This window comes from Sorangium sp. So ce363, assembly GCF_051520435.1.
Classification (GTDB): domain Bacteria; phylum Myxococcota_A; class Polyangia; order Polyangiales; family Polyangiaceae; genus Sorangium; species Sorangium cellulosum_B.
In genome coordinates, this window is the sequence record NZ_CP150333.1 from 12,497,656 (window position 1) to 12,518,132 (window position 20,477).

Annotated in this window: 15 protein-coding genes; 10 read left to right on the forward strand and 5 right to left on the reverse strand. The window is 70.3% G+C overall.

Features of this window, described 5'->3' with window-relative positions; translation table 11 throughout:
* Nucleotides 1-216 precede the first annotated feature (216 nt).
* Together WMF12_RS47110 and WMF12_RS47115 are read right to left on the reverse strand one after the other, a co-directional pair.
* Nucleotides 217-1,140, reverse strand: a complete 924-nt coding sequence (locus WMF12_RS47110; protein WP_437856328.1) for a DMT family transporter — start codon at nt 1,138-1,140, stop codon at nt 217-219.
* A gap of 52 nt (nt 1,141-1,192) precedes the next feature.
* A complete protein-coding gene (locus tag WMF12_RS47115) occupies nt 1,193-1,846 on the reverse strand; it encodes a DUF4291 domain-containing protein (RefSeq protein WP_437856333.1) in 654 nt (217 codons plus the stop codon).
* 121 nt (nt 1,847-1,967) lie between these two features.
* Here WMF12_RS47115 and WMF12_RS47120 point away from each other — a divergent pair, with 121 nt between their 5' ends.
* Nucleotides 1,968-2,189, forward strand: coding sequence for a TIGR00366 family protein (locus WMF12_RS47120; RefSeq protein ID WP_437856341.1), 222 nt, complete (start codon nt 1,968-1,970; stop codon nt 2,187-2,189).
* Nucleotides 2,190-2,240: 51 nt separating this feature from the next.
* Here WMF12_RS47120 and WMF12_RS47125 read toward each other — a convergent pair whose 3' ends face one another.
* The gene (locus WMF12_RS47125) at nt 2,241-3,554 is read right to left on the reverse strand and encodes a glycosyltransferase (RefSeq protein WP_437856348.1); all 1,314 of its coding nucleotides are present in this window, start codon (nt 3,552-3,554) and stop codon (nt 2,241-2,243) included.
* A 134-nt stretch (nt 3,555-3,688) separates the two neighbouring features.
* Nucleotides 3,689-4,456: a polysaccharide deacetylase family protein gene (locus WMF12_RS47130; RefSeq protein WP_437856358.1), complete on the reverse strand. Its 768-nt coding sequence runs from the start codon at nt 4,454-4,456 to the stop codon at nt 3,689-3,691.
* Between the two features lie 454 nt (nt 4,457-4,910).
* Between WMF12_RS47130 and WMF12_RS47135 the strand changes: the two genes are divergently transcribed.
* From WMF12_RS47135 to WMF12_RS47155, 5 genes are all read left to right on the forward strand, one after another.
* Entirely contained in the window at nt 4,911-6,248 is a 1,338-nt protein-coding gene (locus WMF12_RS47135) for a short-chain fatty acid transporter (RefSeq protein ID WP_437856363.1), read from the forward strand.
* 365 nt (nt 6,249-6,613) lie between these two features.
* Nucleotides 6,614-8,614, forward strand: coding sequence for a beta-propeller domain-containing protein (locus WMF12_RS47140; protein WP_437856377.1), 2,001 nt, complete (start codon nt 6,614-6,616; stop codon nt 8,612-8,614).
* Between the two features lie 86 nt (nt 8,615-8,700).
* Nucleotides 8,701-9,630: a phosphatase PAP2 family protein gene (locus WMF12_RS47145; RefSeq protein WP_437743250.1), complete on the forward strand. Its 930-nt coding sequence runs from the start codon at nt 8,701-8,703 to the stop codon at nt 9,628-9,630.
* A gap of 130 nt (nt 9,631-9,760) precedes the next feature.
* Entirely contained in the window at nt 9,761-9,970 is a 210-nt protein-coding gene (locus WMF12_RS47150) for a TOBE domain-containing protein (protein WP_437743251.1), read from the forward strand.
* Nucleotides 9,971-10,383: 413 nt separating this feature from the next.
* Complete coding sequence (locus tag WMF12_RS47155; RefSeq protein ID WP_437873963.1) at nt 10,384-14,271, forward strand: DUF4215 domain-containing protein; 3,888 nt, start codon at nt 10,384-10,386, stop codon at nt 14,269-14,271.
* Nucleotides 14,272-14,278: 7 nt separating this feature from the next.
* Here the strand turns inward: WMF12_RS47155 and WMF12_RS47160 are convergent, their stop codons facing one another.
* Nucleotides 14,279-16,051, reverse strand: coding sequence for an ATP-binding protein (locus tag WMF12_RS47160; RefSeq protein WP_437856402.1), 1,773 nt, complete (start codon nt 16,049-16,051; stop codon nt 14,279-14,281).
* A gap of 419 nt (nt 16,052-16,470) precedes the next feature.
* Here WMF12_RS47160 and WMF12_RS47165 point away from each other — a divergent pair, with 419 nt between their 5' ends.
* The 4 genes from WMF12_RS47165 to WMF12_RS47180 are packed head-to-tail and all read left to right on the forward strand — an operon-like array spanning nt 16,471 to nt 20,396.
* Entirely contained in the window at nt 16,471-18,459 is a 1,989-nt protein-coding gene (locus WMF12_RS47165) for a methyl-accepting chemotaxis protein (protein WP_437856410.1), read from the forward strand.
* Between the two features lie 34 nt (nt 18,460-18,493).
* On the forward strand, nt 18,494-19,492 hold the full coding sequence (locus WMF12_RS47170) for an FHA domain-containing protein (protein ID WP_437856422.1): 999 nt from the start codon (nt 18,494-18,496) through the stop codon (nt 19,490-19,492).
* Nucleotides 19,493-19,548: 56 nt separating this feature from the next.
* Nucleotides 19,549-20,013, forward strand: coding sequence for a 1,2-dihydroxy-3-keto-5-methylthiopentene dioxygenase (locus WMF12_RS47175; protein ID WP_437856435.1), 465 nt, complete (start codon nt 19,549-19,551; stop codon nt 20,011-20,013).
* A gap of 14 nt (nt 20,014-20,027) precedes the next feature.
* Complete coding sequence (locus tag WMF12_RS47180; RefSeq protein ID WP_437547860.1) at nt 20,028-20,396, forward strand: cupin domain-containing protein; 369 nt, start codon at nt 20,028-20,030, stop codon at nt 20,394-20,396.
* The last annotated feature ends 81 nt before the right edge of the window (nt 20,397-20,477 follow it).

Here is a 20,477-nt window from a genome sequence, read left to right on the forward strand (position 1 = left end):
GCCCAGCACCGGAAGCCCGCAGGCGCCGGGAGAGAACCTGCGCACGAGGGGGCGCCGCGCAAGATCCGCGAGATCATGGAGGGCACGGCAAGATCATGGAGAGCGCGACGCGTCAGGGCGCGCGCCGGCGGGAGCGGCCCCCGGGGCCGCCGGGCGGCGGCAGCTCGGCCGAGCGCAGCCGCTCGGGCAGGGGTCGGGTCGCCAAGCGCGGGGTATTCAGGTCGCCTTCGGCTTGTGGGTGGCGAAGAAGAGGCCCGGCAAGACGAGCGCCGCGCCGAGCCAATGGTAGAGGGCAAACGCCTCGCCGAGGAGCAGCCACGCCAGCACGGCGGTATAGACCGGCGACAGGTAGAGCAGCAGGCCAGTGCGGCTGGGGCCGAGATGCTCGGTGATATAGCTGTACGTGGCATAGGCGCCGACGCCTGGCACCAGGACCAGGGTCACCGCGGTGGCGATGGTGCGCAGGTCGAAATGCGGCGCGCCGCGGCTGGCCAGCTCCCAGCCGAGCGGCGGCAAAAGGAGGATCGCCCCGGCCAGCGCGATCGCGGTGAGCCGCGCCTGGACCCCCAGCGGATCGGGCCATCGCTTCAGCAGCACCGTGTAAAGCGCCCAGGAGATCGCGGCGCCAAGGATCATCAGGTCACCGGTGCTGAAGCTGAGCGCCAGCAGCGCCGCCGGGTCGCCGCGCAGCACGATGACCAGCACGCCGGTCAGCGCCAGCGCGGCGCCCAGGCCCTGGCGCCGGCTGAGCCGCTCTCCGAACATGGCCCGCGACAACAGGATGATGATCACCGGCGAGACGGCGTAAATCAGGCCGATATTGGTGGCCGTGGTGGTGGCGGCGCCGTAATAGACGCCGGCGCCGCAGATGCCCATGCCCAGCAGCCCGAGCAGGGCATATCGGGCCCAGTTGCGCCGTAGCGCGGCGCGGTTGCGCCACAATTCACGGCCGCAGAAGGGGAGCAGCACCAGCGCGACGCCCATCCATCGAAGCTCCGCCAGCGCCACGGGCGGGATGAAATCCGCCGTGGCGCGCGCCAGCAGCATGTTGGTGGTGAACAGCGCCGGGGTGACGAACAGCAGGACGTGGGCGATGCGCTGCTGGCGGGACTCGGCGAAGCCGAGAGAGCTGGAAGCCATTGGCGAGGAAGGTAGGGAAGCGCCGCTACCATGGCCAGGGCTCGTCGTCCCGCTACGCCCCCCAGCGCTCTATCCCAACCCGCCTCGCTGCCTCCGCCGCTGTCGGCCAATACACCTCTTCCCGCGGGATCTCGATCTGCCCGGCACCCCGGCCGCGCAGCACCTCCCTCTGCTCCGCCACGAGCGCCGAGATGTCCTCCGCGCCCACCGTCCACTCCTCGGCGAACCGCCGCAGCGTCGCGCCCCGCAGACCGAGCTGGATCGCCCTCCGTGCGACCGGCGCGCCCGACGGATGGTGGTCCGGATCCCACTGGAGCCGCACGTCCGAGCGCTGGAGATCGCTCTTCCACGCCTCCTCGCTCGGGTGCAGCTCGGGCACGAAGCTCGACGGCACCGCGGCCGCCAGGATCGCGTCGAACCCCGCGCGCTGGATGCGGATGGCCAGCACCGCCTCCTGGTCGGGCTTCGTGCCCCAGCCCGAGCGGAACATCATCCAGAGGAAATTCGGCTTGATCCAGCTCATGCGGCCGAAGCTGAACTCCGGCCCTCCGAGCCGCTGGTGCAGGGCCGCGTGGCGCGCGATCGACGGACGGTACGCCTGGTAGACCACGATGGTCTCGGCGTCGAACTGCGCGAGGATGTGGCGTCCCGCCGAGGGCCAGCGGGCGGCCTGCGCAGCATACGACGCGAGCTCCAGCTTCTTCATCGCTCCTCCATCGCTCCTTCCTCAGGCTCAACTCGATCCGGCTTCCCTTGTCCGAGGCCTTCCCCAGCATAGCTCGCCCGTGCTGCGCCGCAGGGAGACCGGACCGGCTGCGGGGGATCCCATGGAAACCCTCGTTCGCATCGCGGATGCGCTGGGGCGATTCAGCGCGCGGTACGTGCCCTCGGCCTTCGCCGTCGCGGTGCTGCTCACGCTGCTCGCGTTCGCGCTCAGGCTCACGTGGGCGGGCGCGGCGCCGATGGATGCTGTGAAGGGCTGGGGCGGCGGCTTCTGGGAGCTGCTCTCGCTCCCCATGCAGATGGCTCCATGCAGCTGGCGCTCGTGATGTTCAGCGGCTATCTGCGGGCGCTCGCCGGGCCGCGCGTAGCGGCGCGGCTCACAGCGCCATCGGGAGCTGATCCAGGATGCGCACGAGCTGCTCGCAGAGCCGTGCCCTGCTGAACTGCGCGATCTTGACGGCGTTGTCGTTCGGGAGCGTGCGCCACCCGCCCTGCATGCGATCGAGCAGCCAGCGCGCGATCCCGAGCACGTCGCACGGTTGGAAGTGGTAGCCCGCTTTATGCTCTTTGATGATGTCGGTCGCCTCGCCGTCGGGGGCGATCGCGAGGATCCCCTTCCCGAGCGAGAGATACTCGAACATCTTCGCCGGCACGACGCGGTGTGCGTTCTCGACGTCGCTCAGGAGCATGCAAAGCGCGTCGGCGGATCTCATCCAGGCGATCGAGCGCGAGTGGTCGCAGTAGGGCTCGAGGCGCAGGCGACATCGCGTCTTCTTGACGCGGTCGAGCAGCCTCTCCTGCTGCTCGGTTCTCCTGCCCACGATGACGAGCTCCAGCTGCGCGAGCCGTTCCGGCGCGGATGCGTCGAGCACCTCAATCGCTGCGATCAGCGGCTCGATGCTCGTCAGATTCCAGAGCGTGCCCGTATAGACGAGCCGGAAGGTGTTCGGCTCTGATTTGACGATGTCGGCCGCGGCCTGCCCAGGAGCGAAGTCGTCCTCGTCGAAGCCGTTGTAGATGCACGTCGACGCGGCGTGGCTGCCCGCCTCGCGAGCGCGGTCCTGAAGGCGCCGGGCGCTCGACTTTGTCGTGCAGATGAGGGCGTCGGCCTGCTGCAGGATATAGCGCTGCATCCTGCTCTGGACGGCAAAGGAGAAGGCATTCTGGCGCGCGTTCTCGAGGTAACGTTGGCTGATGTCCCATTCATCGCGGAAATCGAGGACGAGCGGCAGCCCGAAGCGCTTCTTCAACAGGGCTCCAAGGACGAGGTTCGAGTACGACGGGGCGGTCGCGAGGATGGCGTCGTGATGGATCCCGCGCAGGAGGTGGCTGCCTGCGCGCAGCGCCGAGGGGAGCCAGAGCACCTGCGGATCGGGCTGCAGCGCGAGCATGGCCGCTCCGCGTAGCGCCCTGGCGAGGCGCCGGCGCGGTCCTTTCGCGGTCGTCGTACTCGTCGTGTCGGACGCGACCTTGGCCTTCATGCTGTAGCTCGGCTCCCACGTCCTCGCTCGCTCGATGTGCGTCTCCGCCGGGATGTCGCCCAGCAGGCTCTCGTCGGAGAGCGGCGCTGATGGGTTCGCCGCGACGAGCACGCTCGCCTCCCAGCCGAAGCGACGCAGGTACTTCACGAACTTGACCGGACGCTGCACCCCGGCTCCGCCGACCGGCGGAAAGTGGTAGCTGATGAGCAAGAGCCGCCGGTACCCAGCTGCTCGACGGAGAACGGCCCCGTCATCGGCGTCGCTGGCTGGCCTGTGCTGTCCTGTGACATCAAAATGAACGCTGTTGTCGAAGAGCATGGTTTCCCCCCCTGATGATGAGACATTCATGCGATGTACTGAGAGATCCACGAGAACTCGATGCTTCGCCCGTTCGCATGCTTTACGAGCTCGTGGACGAGCGCGCCGGTGACGCTTGATGTGTCGTGAAGGAGGATGATGTCCCCGCTGCGAGGCCTGTATCGAGCACCCCATGCAACTGCGGTTTCGGGAGATTTCATGGCGTAGTCGCGAGGGTCGGCGTTCCAGAGAACCACGGTGTGCCCATCGCTCCAGAGCTGGAAGAGCGCGCGCGCCGAGACCTTCCCCCAGGGCGGACGGAACAGCGGGCACGCGCGGCCGGTGAGATCCTCGAGGAACGCCCGTGTCGTCCCCACCTCCGCGCGCAGCAGCTGAGGAGACGCATGCTCCAGCGAGACGTGCGTGTAGGTGTGGTTGCCTATTTCGTGTCCGTCTGCAACCATCCGGCGTACAAGATCGGGGCGGCTCCGGGCCATGGTGCCGAGGACGAAGAACGTTGCGCGCACCCCGTGCTCGGCGAGCAAGTCGAGGAGTCGGGGGGTGCGCTCGGGGTGGGGGCCGTCATCGAACGTCAGCGCTATCTCGGCGGCGCCCCGGCCGTAACGTCCAGCGATGAGGGCGCGCCTGCGGGAGGAAGGCCCGCATTCCAGGAGCATGCGACGGGGGACCGTCTGCGTCGCGAGTTGCTTGATCGTCTGTCGTATAAAGCCCATGAGTGCCCCTTTCTCGCCGCGAGCGAGCGCCAGCTTGCCGGCTCCGCGCCTCCGAGGGCGGAGAGGCGAGGACTTCGGCAAATGCAGACTCTGTGTGGTTAGCAGGGTGTGGCGTTTTTGCAACTGTGTCGCTATTTGGTATAATTCTAACATCCCTGCATGCGTCGGAGACATCAGTGCTCGACATCAGGGGTGACCGGATGAGGGGTGACCGGGACGGCGCCGGCATGACCGTGGTTGGGCGCGGCGGGCCGGCCTGACCGTCGGGGCGCTCTGACCCTGGTTGCGACGCCGGCGCGCTCTGACCGCGCGGTGCCAGAGAAGTCATGTGATGCCTGGAGGTGTCCATGATTTATAGGGTGAAAGTCCCGGAACGGCATTAGGTCGAATCCGCATAGCTTGGGAGGCACTCCATCACTCCCGTGCCCGGTCCCTCGTCGGGCCCATCGCAAGCCGACCCCGCGCGCGGGGGCTTCCACAGCATCACTCGCCCGTGCTACGCCGCAGGGAAACCGGACCGGCTGGGGAGGATCCCATGGAAACCCTCGTTCGCATCGCGGACGCGCTGGGGCGATTCAGCGCGCGGTACGTGCCCTCGGCCTTCGCCATCGCGGTGCTGCTCACGCTGCTCGCGTTCGCGCTCGGGCTCACGTGGGCGGGCGCGGCACCGATGGAGGTCGTGAAGGGCTGGGGCGGCGGCTTCTGGGAGCTGCTCTCGTTCTCCATGCAGATGGCGCTCGTGATGTTCAGCGGCTATCTCCTGGCGCTCACCGCCCCTGTCCGCGCCGCGCTCGAGAAGATCGCCGCGCTCGCGGCCACGCCGCGGCGCGCGGTCATGCTGATGGCGTTCGTCTCCATGGCGCTGTCGTACCTGAACTGGGGCCTGTCGCTCGTGGCGTCCGCCATGCTGGTGCGCTTCGTGGTGCGCCGGCAGCCCGACGTGGACTACCGCCTCCTCGTCGCCTGCGCGTACTTCGGCATGGGCGCGACATGGCACTCCGGGTTCTCCGCCTCCGCGCCGCTCCTCGTCGCCACGCCGGGCCACTTCCTCGAGAAGACCACCGGTATCATCCCCATCGACGAGACGCTGCTCTCCGCCTTCAACCTGGCGCTCCTCCTCTCGGTCGTCGCCGTGATGACGCTGCTCGCGGGGCTCCTCCACCCGACGCCCGACCGCACCGTCAGAGTCGACCCGAAGGTGGTGGAGGGCTTTGGCCGCTTCGACCCGCCCGCGCCGCCGGCCGCGCCGTCGCTCGCGTCCCTCCTCGACTTTTCTCCCGTGCTGAACCTCCTCTTCGGCGCCGCGGGGCTTGTCTACGCGACAACCGTGCTGTGGAGCGGCTGGCGGAACATCAACATCAACACGGTCAACTTCATCTTCCTCACCCTGGCCGTCCTCCTGCACGGCACGCCGGCGCGCCTCATCAAGGCTTCCGAGGAGGCCGCCAGCGTCCTTCACGGCATCGTCCTGCAGTTCCCGCTCTACGCGGGCATCTACGGCATCTTCAAGGCCACCGGCCTCACCGACCGCATCGGCGAGGCGTTCGTCGCCCTGAGCTCGCGGGAGACGTTCCCCGCGATCGTCTACTGGTACAGCGGCATCGTGAACTACTTCGTCCCCTCCGGCGGCTCGAAGTGGGCCATCGAGGCGCCCTACCTGCTCAAGGCAGCCTCCGACCTCGGCGTCGAGCCGCGCAAGGTCGTCCTGGCCTACGCGTGGGGCGATATGGCCACCGACCTCGTGCAGCCGTTCTGGGCGCTGCCGCTGCTCGCCGTGGCACGCGTGGAGTTCAAGGAGCTGCTCGGGTTCCTGCTTCTCGCGTTCGTCGTCTACGCACCCCTGGTCACCGCGGCGTTCCTCTTCCTCCTCTGAGCCCTCCGGCGCCCGCGCGCCGACTCGACGCGATGAGGCCGCAGGCGCAGTGTGTGCCGGCGTGTGCCAGCTGGTGTCGATTGTATCTACCGGTAATTGCTAATAAAATGTCTCGGCATGTCGAGTGCTTCTCCTGAGTCCATCGATCCGAACGACAGACGGACACGGAGACTCACATGCGATCATTCTACAGGGGTTGTACGCTTGTTTCTCTGCTTGCGCTCGGCGCCGGCTTCGCTGCCTGCTCGAGCGGATCGGGCGGATCTGGCGGGCCCGCGGAGACGGGCCTGGCACAGAGTGCCCTCACGCCCGCGACGAGCTGTGATGATGTCGAGGCGCTGCTTCGCGAACGGCTGAAGCAGAACATGATCAAGTCGGTCGACGTGGCGCGGAAGTCCGCCCTGCAGCAGCTCGAGGAGGGGTGCTACTGGTCCGGAGCGGACGGCGGGGTCGTCGCATCCGCCTCCTCCGGCTCCTCCTCCTCCACGGGAGGGCCCGTCTCGGCGCCGGGCGAGGAGGCAGGGGGGGACGACGACGGGGCTGCCACGGAGTATTCGACGACCAACACGCAGGAAGCGGACGTCGACGAGGCCGACTTCATCAAGAACGACGGAGAGCACGTCTACATCCTGGCCCACGGGCAATTCCAGATCTTCGACGCGTGGCCCGCCGCCGACACGCACCGCGTCGCGTCGGTCGCGATCGAGGGGGATCCGAAGAAGCTCTTCGTCCACGAGAAGCGCGCCCTCGTGTACTCGTCGCTGTCCCCGTCCTCGTCGCCTGACGGCGAGCTCCCTTATTACGGCGGTGAGTGCACGTACGGATACGATTGCGAGTTCACGGGCGACGGCACGCCGCTCCTGGTCACCGAGCTCGACATCAGCGATCTCACGGCGCCGACCGTCGTGCGGACGCTGAAGTTCTCCGGATCGTTCCTCAACGCCCGGCGCATTGGGAGCGCGGTGCACACGGTCGTGGCCTCCCCCGAGCCGGTGGTGGAGGGACTCTCTACCTGGCCAGAGGGCATCGATGTCTGCACCCTGTCCGAGCAGGGGGTCAACCCGTCCACGGTGGCCGCCGTGAACAGCGCGTACGACAAGCTCGTGGAGAAGAACCTCGCCGTGATCGACGCGGCCCCGCTCGACATCCAGCTGCCCACCGTGGAGGACACGCTGTACCGGGACGGCGTGGCGCACCCGAGGAGCGACGCCCCGTTCGCGAGCTGCGAGAACTTCTACCTGTCGAACACGGGCGACGGGCAGAGCTTCCTCTCGGTCGTCTCGACCGAGCTCGGCACCGAGGCGCTCGGCCAGACGACGATCGTGGGCAGGCCCGGCGCCGTCTACGCGACCGCGGACTCGCTCTACGTGGCGAGCCGGCACCAGTACGGCGAGACGTACGGCTGGTTCTACGACGACGGCGAGACGACGCCGGACGCGACGACCATCCACAAGTTCGCGCTGAGCGAGCGCGCGGCGCCGAGCGCGTACCTGGGGAGCGGCGTCGTGAAGGGGCGCGTGCTCAACCAGTTCGCCCTCAGCGAGCACGAGGGGTATCTCCGCATCGCGACCACCACCGGGCACCTGCCCGATCCGGACACGCACAACACCGTCGCGTCGCTGAAGCAGGAGGGCGGCGCGCTCGTGGTCAAGGGGATGGTGGACCAGCTCGCTCCCGGCGAGGACATCCGATCCGCCCGCTTCTACGGCGACGTCGGGTTCGTCGTGACCTTCAAGAAGACCGACCCGCTCTACACCATCGACTTCTCGGATCCCGAGGCGCCGAGGGTGCGCGGCGAGCTGAAGATCCCCGGCTTCTCGACCTACATGCACATGATCGACGAGGGGCACGTGATGAGCATCGGCTACGACGCCGACGACCAGGGCGACTTCGCGTGGTTCCAGGGGATCCTGCTCCAGATCTTCGACGTGACGGACCTCGACGCGCCGACGCTCACGCACAAGGAGGTGATCGGGACGCGCGGCTCCGCGAGCGACGCCGCGACCAACCACCTCGCGTTCAACTACTTCACCCAGCGGGGGCTGCTCGGGATCCCCATGGTCATCTGCGAGGGCGGGAGCGGCGGCGACTTCGGCGACACGATGACGTTCAGCGGGCTGCTCGTCTACAAGGTGGATACCGGCGCGGGCTTCACGTCCGTCGGCGGCGTGCCCCACCCGCTGCCCGACGCGAGCGCGGACGGAAACGGCCCGAGCTGCGGGAGCTGGTGGAGCAACGCGACGTCGTTCGTGAAGCGGAGCGTCTTCATGGAGGATTACGTCTACTCCGTCTCCGAGGACGAGATCCGGGTCGCCAACATCAGCGATCTCGCGACGCCGGAAGCCGTCGTGCCGCTCGTCCCCTGAGCGAGATCGAACGTACGCCGCACCGAGCCGGACGACGGGGATGAGCCCGTGGCGCACGAAGATGCGCCCCGCTATAGAGCTCCGGCATGGAAGCGCTGGACCTCCCCGCCGAGCAGCTGGCCTCGGCGGTCGGCGCGCGGCCCTTGCTGCTGCTCGCGCTGCTCTTGATCGGAACGGTGGGGGTGCTCCTCGGGCTCGTCGCCGTCGCGCGCTTCTCCGACCGCCACGCGCGGGCGCTGTGGGCGTGGGCCGTCCGGGCCTACGCCGCGGCGGCCGCGCACCCGGCCACGCAGCGCCTCTCGGCCCGGTTCCCCGCGGTCGCGAGGGTGCTGCGCGAGCTCTCCGCGGCCGAGTACCTCGTGATCCACCTCGGCCTCGGGCTGGTGCTCAGCATGGCCGCGCTCGTGTTCGTCGCGCTCGCGGAGGGGGTGCGCGAGGGCGAGCCGATCGTGGACGTCGATCTCGCGCTCGCGCGCGCGCTCCACGCGTCGTCGAGCCGCGCCGGCGTGGCGGCGCTCCGCGCGTTCACCCTCCTCGGCAGCTTCTGGGCGCTCGCGCTGCTCGCGGTCGTCGTGGCCGCGGCGCTGCTGAGGCGGGGCCGGCGGGTCCTCGCGGTCGGGTGGCTCTTCGCGCTCGCCGGCGGAGGTCTCCTCAACTTCGCGCTCAAGGCCCTGTTCGCCCGGCCGCGGCCGACGTTCGCCGATCCGCTCGCGGTGGCCGCGGGGTGGAGCTTCCCGAGCGGACACTCGATGGGCACGTTCGTCGCCTTTGGCATGCTCTCGTACCTGGGCCTCCTGCTCCTCCGGACGCTGCGCGCTCGCCTCGTGCTCGTCGCGCTCGCGCTCGGCTGGACCGTGGCGATGGGCTTCAGCCGCATGTACCTCGGCGTGCACTACCTGAGCGACGTGCTCGCGGGGTTCGCCGCAGGCACCGTGTGGCTGGCCGTCTGCATCTCGGGGATCGAGGTCGCGCGGCGCAGGCCGGGTCGGATCGACGGGCAGTCGCTGCCTGCCTGAGACGGCCAGTCGCGTCCGCCCCGAGGTGGGCAGTCGCAGGCGGCCTGAGCTGCCGCGGCGCCCGCCGGGCCGCGGCGCGGGCCGGCGCCCCGGCCGCTCCGCGGTAGGATCGCGCGGGAGGAGGCAGGAGATGCAGATCAGCGGCAGGAACAAGATCCCCGGGAAGATCACGGAGCTCGTGGTGGGCGACGTGATGGCCAAGGTCGTGATGGAGGGGCCGGGGGGCACGGAGCTCGTCGCGGTCATCACGAGCGACGCGGCGAAGGAGCTCGGCCTCTCCGTCGGCAAGCAGGTGCAGGCGCTCATCAAGGCGACCGAGATCATGGTGATCGCCGGGTGAGCGGCGGCTGGCCCGCGTAAACCTCGCCGCCGCCCTGATCCGCAGCGCGCCCGGCGATGTCAAGATCGAACTCCGGCCGTGCTCGATTCGACATCAAGCCGCGAGCTCGTCGGCAGAAGCCGAGTTAAGCCACGGTGGAAATAGACATTATTATCGAAATTTGCGCCGAGACCAAGGTGCAGAACCGAGGTGGACGCCTGGGCGCGGAACCAAGGCGCAGAACCACGTCGGCTACCGGCGGTGAGCAGGATGAAGCGCTGCGCCGAGCACAGCAGCGCCGCCGATTTCGCCTGGAGCGGGGGTGCACTTTTACGATAAAGTGTGTCTAGCGCCGTTTGCTCGGGAAGAGCGCAACGTGCGTTATCGAGGTGGCCGTGGGTTTAAGGACTTCTTATCTGGCTTTGGCGGTGGGATTGCTTCAGATCACGGTCGCTTGCGGCGGGGGCGGCGCGACCACGAGCGATGCGACCGGCTCCGGGAGCGGCGCGAACTCCGGCGGCGGCGCGCCTGGCGTCGGCGGCGCCGGCGGCACCGGCGGTGAGCCCGAGTTCACGGTGGGCAGCGGCATCGGCCTCGGCGGCAACGGCGGCGGCGAGCCGGACCCGTGCGAGGTCGACGATCCGCCCCCCGAGTGCTTCCTGCCTCCCGACCCCGCCTGCGGGGACGCGGCGCTGAACCAGGCGTCCGAGGCCTGCGACGACGGCAATACGCTGCCGGGCGACGGCTGTTCTGGGCAGTGCCAGGTCGAGCCTTACTGGGAGTGTCCGACGGCCGGTCAGCCTTGCGAGCTGACCATCGCGTGCGGCGACGGCGTCGTCGACCCCGGCGAGTTCTGCGACGATGGCAACAACGTCGACGGCGACGGCTGCAGCGCCGACTGTTACTACGTCGACCCCTCGTACGTGTGCCCGAAGCCGGGCGAGCCGTGCATCCTGCTCTACGACTGCGGCGACGGCCGCGTGAACGGCTCGGAGGAGTGCGAGGACGGCGACGACCCGCCCGCGTCCGGCGACGGCTGCAGCGCGGACTGCAAGCGCGAGGCGGGCTACCAGTGCAGCCGGCCCGATCAGCCGTGTACACGGCTGCCGGTCTGCGGCAACGGCGCCAAGGAGACAGGCGAGGGGTGCGACGACGGCAACACCGCGAGCGGCGACGGCTGCTCGAGCCTGTGCCGGCAGGAGCCCTATTACAACTGCCCGACCCCCGGATCGCCCTGCGTGCGGCTGATCGAGTGCGGCGACGGCAAGGTGCAGCCGGGCGAGCTCTGTGACGACGGCAACGCCGCGGATGGCGACGGTTGCTCCGCCGACTGCCAGGTGAAGGACCCGGCGTACGTGTGCCTCGAGCCGGGCGAGCCGTGCATCCCGCTCTACCTGTGCGGCGACGGCCGCGTGAGCGGCAACGAGCAGTGCGACGACGGCGACGACCCGCCAGCGAGCGGCGACGGCTGCACCGCGGACTGCCGGCTCGAGGAGGGCTGGGTCTGCAAGCCCGGCCAGGCCTGCACCGTGAGGACCTATTGCGGCGACGGCGTTGTGCAGCTCGGCGAGCAGTGCGACGACGGCGGGGGGACGTCCCCTGAGGGCGGCGACGGCTGCACCGCGCAGTGCAAGATCGAGGTCGGCTGGACGTGCCCGCCGGCGGGCGGGCGCTGCACCCCGCCGCCGCCGCCCGTGTGCGGCGACGGCAAGATCGGCGGCACCGAGGTGTGCGACGACGGGAAGCAGCCCCCGGCGAGCGGCGACGGCTGCAGCGCCGATTGCCAGACGATCGAGGTGGGCTGGGACTGCTCGCGCGTCGGGTTCCCCTGCAAGACCATCTGCGGCGACGGGCGCAAGCGCGGCGCCGAGCAGTGCGACGACGGCGATCTCGTCTCGGGCGACGGCTGCGACGATACGTGCCGCATCGAGCCCGGGCGGGTGTGCACGAGCGGCGTGCCCCAGGACTGCACGGGCTACTCCGTCTGCGGCAACGGCGTCCGCGAGGGCACCGAGGCCTGCGACGACGGCAACGGCAACTGGCGCGACCTCTGCACGCCGGACTGCAAGGGCGAGCCGGACTGCAGCGGCGGCGCGTGCATCTCGAAGTGCGGCGACGGCATCCTCCTGCCCGGCGACGCCACCGAGGCGTGCGACGACGGCAACACCGCGAGCGGCGACGGCTGCTCCGCCACGTGCACGATCGAGCCGGGCTACGCCTGCACCGTTCAGCCCACCGAGATGCGGCTGCCGATGGTCATCCGCGACTTCATCGGCTGGTGCCCGACCTCGTACGACCGCAACGTCAGCAACACCGCGTGCGACAACAACCTGACGGACACCCTCGTCGGGCACTTCGATTTCGAGATCGATCCCAGCGGCAATCAGATCGACAAGATGGTCCAGCCGACGCTCGACGCCGCCGGCAAGCCCGTCAGCAGGTTCGGCCCCGCCTTCGTCACGCCGAGCGACGCGAACGGCTGGACCACGGGGCAGAACAACTTCCAGTGGTGGTACCGGGACAACCCGACGTACAATAGGACGCTCGTCACCACCATCGAGCTGACCCCGCAGGCCGGCAGGTACGTGTACCAGCGGAGCCCGTTCTGGCCGGTGGACCCCACCCCGCCGAATGGCGATCCCGTGCTCAGCAACCTGGTCTCCGCCGGGCTGGAGAAGGCGCAGCAGAGCAACCCCTCGCACAACTACTACTTCACGAGCGAGGTCCGGTACTGGTTCCAGTTCACGCCGAACGGCGCCGCGGCCGATCCGGTGCTCACCTTCTTCGGTGACGACGACGTCTGGGTGTTCATCAAGAACACGCTGACCGCGGACATCGGCGGCATTCACGGGCAGCTCCAGGAGAGCGTGACCATCCTGGACAACGGCGACGCCCGCGTGACCCCGTGCACCCAGAACGCCTGCCCGGCGGACGCCCGCACCCCCTACGAGGTCGACCTGAACCTCGAGCCGGGCAAGGTCTACGAGATCGCGGTGTTCCAGGCCGAGCGCCACGTCGTCGGGTCGAACTACCAGCTCACGCTGTCGGGCTTCAGCGCCGGCACGTCGGTGTGCTCGCCGCAGTGCGGGGTCGACGAGCCGGTCGTGACGCCGGGCGAGGAGTGCGACGACGGCAGCGAGAACGGGACGGGCTACGGCCAGTGCAACAACTGCCAGCTCGGGCCGTACTGCGGCGACGGCCAGAGGAACGGCCCGGAGACGTGCGACAACGGGGTCAACAACAGCGCGTACGCCAACGCCTCGAACGCCTGCGCGCCGGGGTGCGTGGCCCCGCCACGGTGCGGCGACGGCGCGGTCAACGCGCCGTACGAGGCGTGCGACCTCGGCTCCGGCAACACGGTGAACGGCTACGGCGGCTGCACGCGCGAGTGCGAGATCGGGCCGTACTGCGGCGACGGCGCGACGAACGGCCCCGAGCAGTGCGACAACGGCAGCAACGACGGCTTCTACGGCACGTGCAACCCGAACTGCACGCCCGCCCCGCGGTGCGGCGACGGCAACGTCGACGAGGAGTGGGGTGAGGAGTGCGACGACCCGGCCGACCCGAACTGCGTGGGCTGCCAGCTCGGGGCGCTCTGCGGCGACGCGGTGGTGCAGGCGAGCTACGGCGAGGAGTGCGACGACGGCGTGAACGACGGCGGCTACGGCGAGTGCGCGCTGATGTGCCTCTACGGCCCGCGCTGCGGCGACGGCGTGGTGCAGCCCGACGAGGAGGACTGCGACCTCGGCGAGGCCGACAACAACGGCGCTTACAACGGGTGCACGCAGCACTGCTCGTACGGGCCGTACTGCGGCGATGCGGCCGTCAACGGCGCTGAGACCTGCGACGACGGCGTGAACGACGGCTTCTACGGCAGCTGCTTCCCCGACTGCACGCCGGCGGCCCAGTGCGGCGACAGCCACATCGACGAGGAGTGGGGCGAGCAGTGCGATCCCCCGAACGAGGCGACCGGCTGCAGCGAGAACTGCCGCAAGGGTGCCCAGTGCGGCGATTCGGTGGTGCAGGCCGACCTCGGCGAGAAGTGCGACGACGGCGTGAACGACGGCGGCTACGGCGAGTGCGGCCCGAGCTGCGTCTACGGCCCGCGCTGCGGCGACGGCGTGGTCAACGGCCCCGAGCAGTGCGACGACGGGGACGGCAACAACACCGGCGGCTACGGCAAGTGCGCGCCGGGGTGCATCTACGGGCCGTACTGCGGCGACGGCGTGCGGCAGAGCCTGTACGAGGAGTGCGACGACGCGAACAACACGAGCGGCGACGGCTGCAGCTCGGCCTGCGAATACGACAACCAGCCTCTCTAGCCGCCCCTCACGCCCCCGACCGCGGCGCCTCCGGCCGCGGTCGCACCGTGGTGTCGCCCAGCGGCTTCTCCAGGAGAGGAGGGCCCGCGATGGGCAGCCAGATCTCGAAGACAGCGCCCCCCTTCTTGGCCTTGCGGTAGGTGATCTCACCGCCGTGCTCGAACACGATCCGCTGCGCGATCGCGAGGCCTAACCCCGTCCCCTTGTCCTTGCTGGTCGCGTAGGGCTCGAACAGGCGCGGCACCATTTCCTCAGCCACGCCCGGGCCGTTGTCGCGCACCACGATCCGCACGCGGTCGTTCGGCAGCGGGCCGATCGTCACCGAGACGCGCGGGTCGCGCCGGATGGCGCTCGCGGCGTCCAGCCCGTTCTGGACCAGGTTCGTGAGCACCTGGATCAGCTGATCGCGATCGGCCGAGACCTCGGGGATCGGATCCGCCACGAGCTCCACGCGCGGCGACGGCGCGCCGGAGGTCGCGCCCGCGCCGGAGGTCGCCTCGCCCGACGCCGGGGCGGCGTGCAGCGTGACCACCCCGCGCGCGACCGCGACGAGGTCGATGGGCGTGAGGTTCGGCGGCGGCAGGCGCGCGAACTGGGTGAACTCGGTCACGATGTTCGCGATCCGGTGCACCTCGTTCAGGACCGTCGACGTCGCCTCCGCGAAGTAGTCGTCGAACGCCGGGTCGTCGCGCTGACGGAGCCGGCGCAGCGTCTCGACCGCCGCACGGATGGGCGCCAGCGGGTTCTTGATCTCGTGGGCGATCTGGCGCGCGACCTCGCGCCGCGCGGCGATGCGCTCGGTCGCGGCCAGGCGCTTGCGCATCGCCGCGAGCTCGTCGATGGTCGCGTTGAACGCCGCCGCGAGATCCGCGATCTCCCGCCCCCCGCGCCCCTCCACGCGCCGCGGCGCGCCGCTCATCACCTCGCGCGTCTCGCGGGCCAGCGCCACGAGCGGCCGCGACAGGCTGCGCGCCAGCACGACGGCCATCGCGACGGCGATCGCCAGCACCGTGGCGCCCGTCAGCGCGATCGCGCGATCCAGCCGCGCGAGCGCCTGCTTCAGCGGATCGCGCGGAACAGACGCGACAACGTCAAGGCCCGGGATCTCCGCGAAATGGAGGACGCGCACGACCTCCGCCTCGCTGCTCCGAGGGGCGAGCTCCCCCTCCCGCGCCGCCGTGAGGCGCACATGGTACGCCTCGCCGATCCGCGCGAGGACCGGGCCGATCCGCCGCGCCCCCACCAGGCCGATGGTCACCCCGTGGCTCGACAGGGCGCAGTGGACCTCCAGCGACGGCTCGCCGCCCGCCTTCGCCGGCCGGAGCCGCGGCGCGCCCCCGGGGGCCTGGATCAGCTCCGCGAGCCGCTTGTCGCGCGCGCCGATGCGCGCGGCGTCCTCGGCCCCCAGGACGCTCCCGTCGCCCGCGACGAGCGACAGCTCGTCGAGGCGCAGCGCCTTGGCCTGGCTCGGGACCAGCCGCCCGAGGGCGATGCGGCTCCCCGGCTCCATCGCGTCCGGGTCGCCCTTGGCGCGCTCCAGCTCGACGTGGGCCTTGTCGACGAACGTGTCGTGCCGGCAGAGCGGCGGCAGGAGGTCGCGCAGCGCGTCGGCCTCCCACGCGAGCTGCTGCCGGACGCCTGCATGCGCCGCGTCGATCCGCTCGGCGAAGCCGCCCTCGATGATCTCGCGCGACGCCTCGCGGAGGGTCAGCCCGACGAACGCCGTCGCGATGATCGCGACGAGCCCGAAGGCGAGCAGGAGGCGAGCGGCGAGGGACATGGCGGGACGGCCACGCCCGCCCGGCCGCGCGGCCGCCGGTACGGCCGGGCGGCCGCCGCGGTCCGCGGCGGTGTTCAGGGTCGGTGCGGTCGAACCTAGAGGAATCGGCGCCCGCGCCGAGCCCCCGCGGCGGGCTCCTTCTCCGCCGCAACCTCCGTGCATACGCCATCGGGTCGAGATCGTCCAAGTTCATCGCGTTTCCCCCAACCGCGCGGGCCCGCCCCCTGCGCCTCTGCCCAGGAGATCTCGGTTCGCGGCTCGCCTGCCCGCGGCAGCTTGCCGGAGCTCGCCGCGCTTCTGCCGCGCGCTCTCCTTGCACCGGGGGGCACTCGCCTCTTACGCTCGGTCGTCCTTCGGGGTCGCCCTTGGCGCGCCGGCCAACGCGCGCGCCGCAGCTCGACCGCGCTGGAACGCACGAAATGAACTCCAAGCAGCTCTCCATCCCCATCGCCGCCGTCCTCGCGCTCATCGGCTTCGGGCTGAGTTTCGCGTCGAAGTGGCTGGCGGAGTTCTCGGGCCAGCTGTTCATGGTCTTCGGCTTCTCCGCGGCGGTGGCGGTGCTGTACGCGAGCCTCGGGGCCAAGGGCGGCGTCCCCCTGGGAGGCCTGCGCGACGCGCTCCGCGGCGCCGCCCGGGGCAAGCGGCCCAAGCTCCCCGAGGGCGCCCCCGCCGACGTCGCCGAGACCTACGAGCAGATCGCCGAGATCGCCGGCCGCCAGCTCGAGCTCGCGGAGGAGCGCCACGCGCTCGCCGAGGAGCGCGACAAGCTCGCGAGGGAGCGCGACGGCTTGAGCCGGGAGCGCGACGGCATCGCGAAGGAGCGCGACACCCTCGAGCGGGAGCGGGACAACCTGAGCCGGGACCGCGACGGCATCGCGAAGGAGCGCGACACCCTCGAGCGAGAGTGCTCGACGCTCACCCGCAAGGTGAACGAGCTCGCGCAGCGCGGCCCCGACATCGACGTCGACGCGCTCGTGGACGCCGTGCTCCGCGCCACCGCCGGCGAGCGGGTGCGCGTCCCGCCGGGCTCGTCGCCCGAGCTCTCGCGCCTCTACTCCGAGCTCAGCGGCATCGCGGAGCGGATCACCCAGGCGGAGCTGCGCGACAAGCAGCGCCGCTCGGAGCTGGCGCAGGCCACCGTGCTCCTCGACGAGCTGCTGCCCAAGCTCAGCGACGGCGTGAGCAGCGTCATGCACGCGAGCGAGCAGGCGACCGTGTACATCCGCGAGATGACGACCGCCCTCGCCAACATCGCGCAGTCGGTCGAGTCGCTCGCGTCGAGCGCGGAGGAGTCGAGCTCGAGCATCCTCGAGATGACGGCCACGAACGAGGAGGTCGCCGAGAACGTCGGCGAGCTCGGGTCGAGCGTGCGCGAGACGGTCTCCTCGATCGAGGAGATGGCCTACTCCATCCGCGAGGTCGCGAAGAACGTCGACGCCCTGGCGCTGACGGCCGAGGAGACGAGCTCCTCGATGAACCAGATGGACGTCTCGATCGACCAGGTCCAGTCGAACGCGAACGAGACGGCCCGGCTCTCGGAGGAGGTGGCGACCGACGCCGAGAAGGGCGCCGAGGCGATCCTGAAGACGATCGGCGAGATCTACCGCATCAAGGAGTCGAGCCAGGAGGCCGTGGCGGTCATCTCGAACCTCGGCTTCCGCATCGAGGCGATCGGGCAGATCCTCGCCGTCATCGACGACGTCGCCGAGCAGACGAACCTCCTCGCGCTGAACGCCGCGATCATCGCCGCCCAGGCCGGCGAGCACGGCAAGGGCTTCGCCGTCGTCGCCGACGAGATCAAGGACCTCGCCGAGCGCGCCGGCGGCAGCACGAAGGAGATCGCCGAGCTCATCAAGACCATCCAGTCCGAGTCGAAGAACGCGATCGCCGCCGTCGAGCGCGGCGCTCACAACGTCGACCGCGGCGTCGAGGTCTCGAACGAGGCCGAGCGGGCCCTCAAGAAGATCCTCGAGAGCTCGCAGAAGTCGACCAACATGGTGCGCGCGATCGCCCGCGCCACGGTCGAGCAGGCCAAGGGGTCGAAGCAGGTCACGGACGCGATCGGGCGCATCGCCGAGACGGTGCAGCAGATCGCCGCCGCCACGGCGGAGCAGGCGCGCGGCTCGGAGCTCATCATGAAGAGCGCCGAGAAGATGCGGACCATCACGCAGCACGTGGAGCGGTCGAGCCAGGAGCAGGCGCGCGGCGGTCGCCAGATCACGAGCGCGATCGAGCAGATCTCGCACATGGTCAACAGCCTCAACACCTCGCACCGCAGCCAGACGCGCGGCGGCGAGCAGCTCGTCGAGGCCGGCAAGCGCATCGAGGAGGCGGCGCGGCAGCAGGACCAGGCGGTGCGCCAGCTCCTCAGCGCCTCCGAGCGGATGCGTCGTACGGCGGCGATTTGAGGCCGAGCCGCCCCCTCGCGCGCAGGCAGCATCGATGGCGTTGACGATCGTGGTGCTCGCGCCCGGCGGGGCGGAGAAGGCGGACGGCGGCGAGCTCTCCCTGACGCTGGACGCGCCCCGCGTCATCATCGGCCGCGCGGAGGGCTGCGAGGTGCGCCTCCCCGACACGAGCGTGAGCCCCCGGCACGCGTCGATCCGGCAGCGGGGCGCCACGTACCTGCTCCTCGACGAGGGCAGCGAGAACGGCACGTTCCTCGGCAAGACACGCATCGCCCTGCGCACGGCGATGCCCCTGAAGACCGGCGACCGCATCCGCATCGGGCGCGTGTGGCTCGTGCTCCGGATCGAGCCGGCGGTCGCGAAGGCCGCCCCGGCGGCCGCCGCCAAGGAGCTCGCCCTCGAGCTCGTCGCGCGCGGCCTCGCCGCACAAGGGGAGGATCCGGCGCCGCGCGTGGTCGTGGTCGAGGGCCCCGACAGCGGCCGCGCGTTGCGGATCGAGGAGGCGGCGCGGCCCTACATCCTCGGGCGCGCCAAGGACACCGATCTCGTCCTCGACGACCCGGACGTCTCTCGCCGTCATCTGGCCATTACCCGCAGGGGCGATCAATTCTCGGTTCAAGATCTCGGATCGCGCTCGGGCGCTTCGCTCGACGGCGTTCCAGTGCCTCAGTTCGATACGATCTGGCGTCCTGGACAGGTGCTCGCGATCTCGGGTGATCGGCTCATCTTCGAGCACCCGGCCGCCGAGGCGCTCGCGGAGATCGAGCGCAGCCCGTGTGAGCCGCTCCGTCCAGACGCGGTGTTCGAGCCGCCTTCGCTCGAGGAGCCGAAGGCAGCGCATTCCACGCCGACGCCTCCGCCTGCCTCGGTGAGCACGAGTTCGCCGCTCGCGCAGCCCGCTGAAGCGGCTCCGGCGTCTCGCGCGGCGCAGGGGAGTGGATGGGGCTTCACAGAGGCGCTCATTGCGCTGCTGGCGCTTGGTGTGCTGGCGCTCAGCATTGCTGGCCTGTTGTGGCTGCTGGGGCGCTCTTAGCGTCTTGACGTCGCGCGCGCGCAGGGTTCGAAGAGCGCAGTCCCGGAGGGGTGCGCATGCGTGCGATCCGAATGAGAGCTGACGGCGAGGGCGAGGCCACCGAGGCGGAGCTTCAGGCGGAAGGGATCCAGTGCGGCGCGTTCGACCCGGGCGCAGCTGCGCTCACCTTGCAGCGCGTGGTCGCGGACCGCGGATGGACGGAGCACGAGGATGTCCGCCGCGACGGGAGCAAGCCGCGCGACGAGGCGGAGAGCGCGAGAGAGGCGGATGAGCACTGTCACCTGGGCGACGAGGTGCGGCTCTTCGTGGAGGGACAGGGCTGTTACGACATCCGTTGCACGAACGACGATTGGCTGCGGATCTGGGTCGGCGCGGGCGATCTCATCGCCGTGCCGGCGCGGCGCTACCATCGCTTCATGGCGAGCAAGGCGGGCGCGATCCGCTACCTGCAGCCGTACGGCGGCCGTCACCTGCTCATGCAGCTCTACCGCGTGTCCGATGATCGGACGCGCGCGATGTGATCGCGAGGTACCCCATGGCGCATCCCTACCGTCTCGTCACCTCCAGGGCCCGGATCCCCGTCCCTGGCGGCAAGCTCATCGAGGAGATCTTCGGCCGCGTGAACACCGGCACGGAGGGGTTCAGCCTGGCGCACATGGTGGCCCCGCCGGGCTGGAGCGAGCCGGCGCAGACGCCTTCGTTCGGCGAGCTGACGCTCGTGATCCGCGGCCGTGTGCGCGCCGAGATCGCGGGCGAGGCGGTCGACGTCTCGGCCGGCCAGGCCCTCTGGACGGAGCCCGATCAGCGCGTCCGCTACAGCAACCCGTTCGATGAGGAGAGCGAGTACTTCGCGCTCTGCATACCGGCCTTCGCGCCGGACCTGGCGCGGCGCGACGCCGAGTGAGCTCCGCAGTGCGCGCGCTGCGCGGCGCCGGCGCGTGATCTGCGCGGCGGCGCCGCAGGATGCGCGCATCGCGGTGCGCGG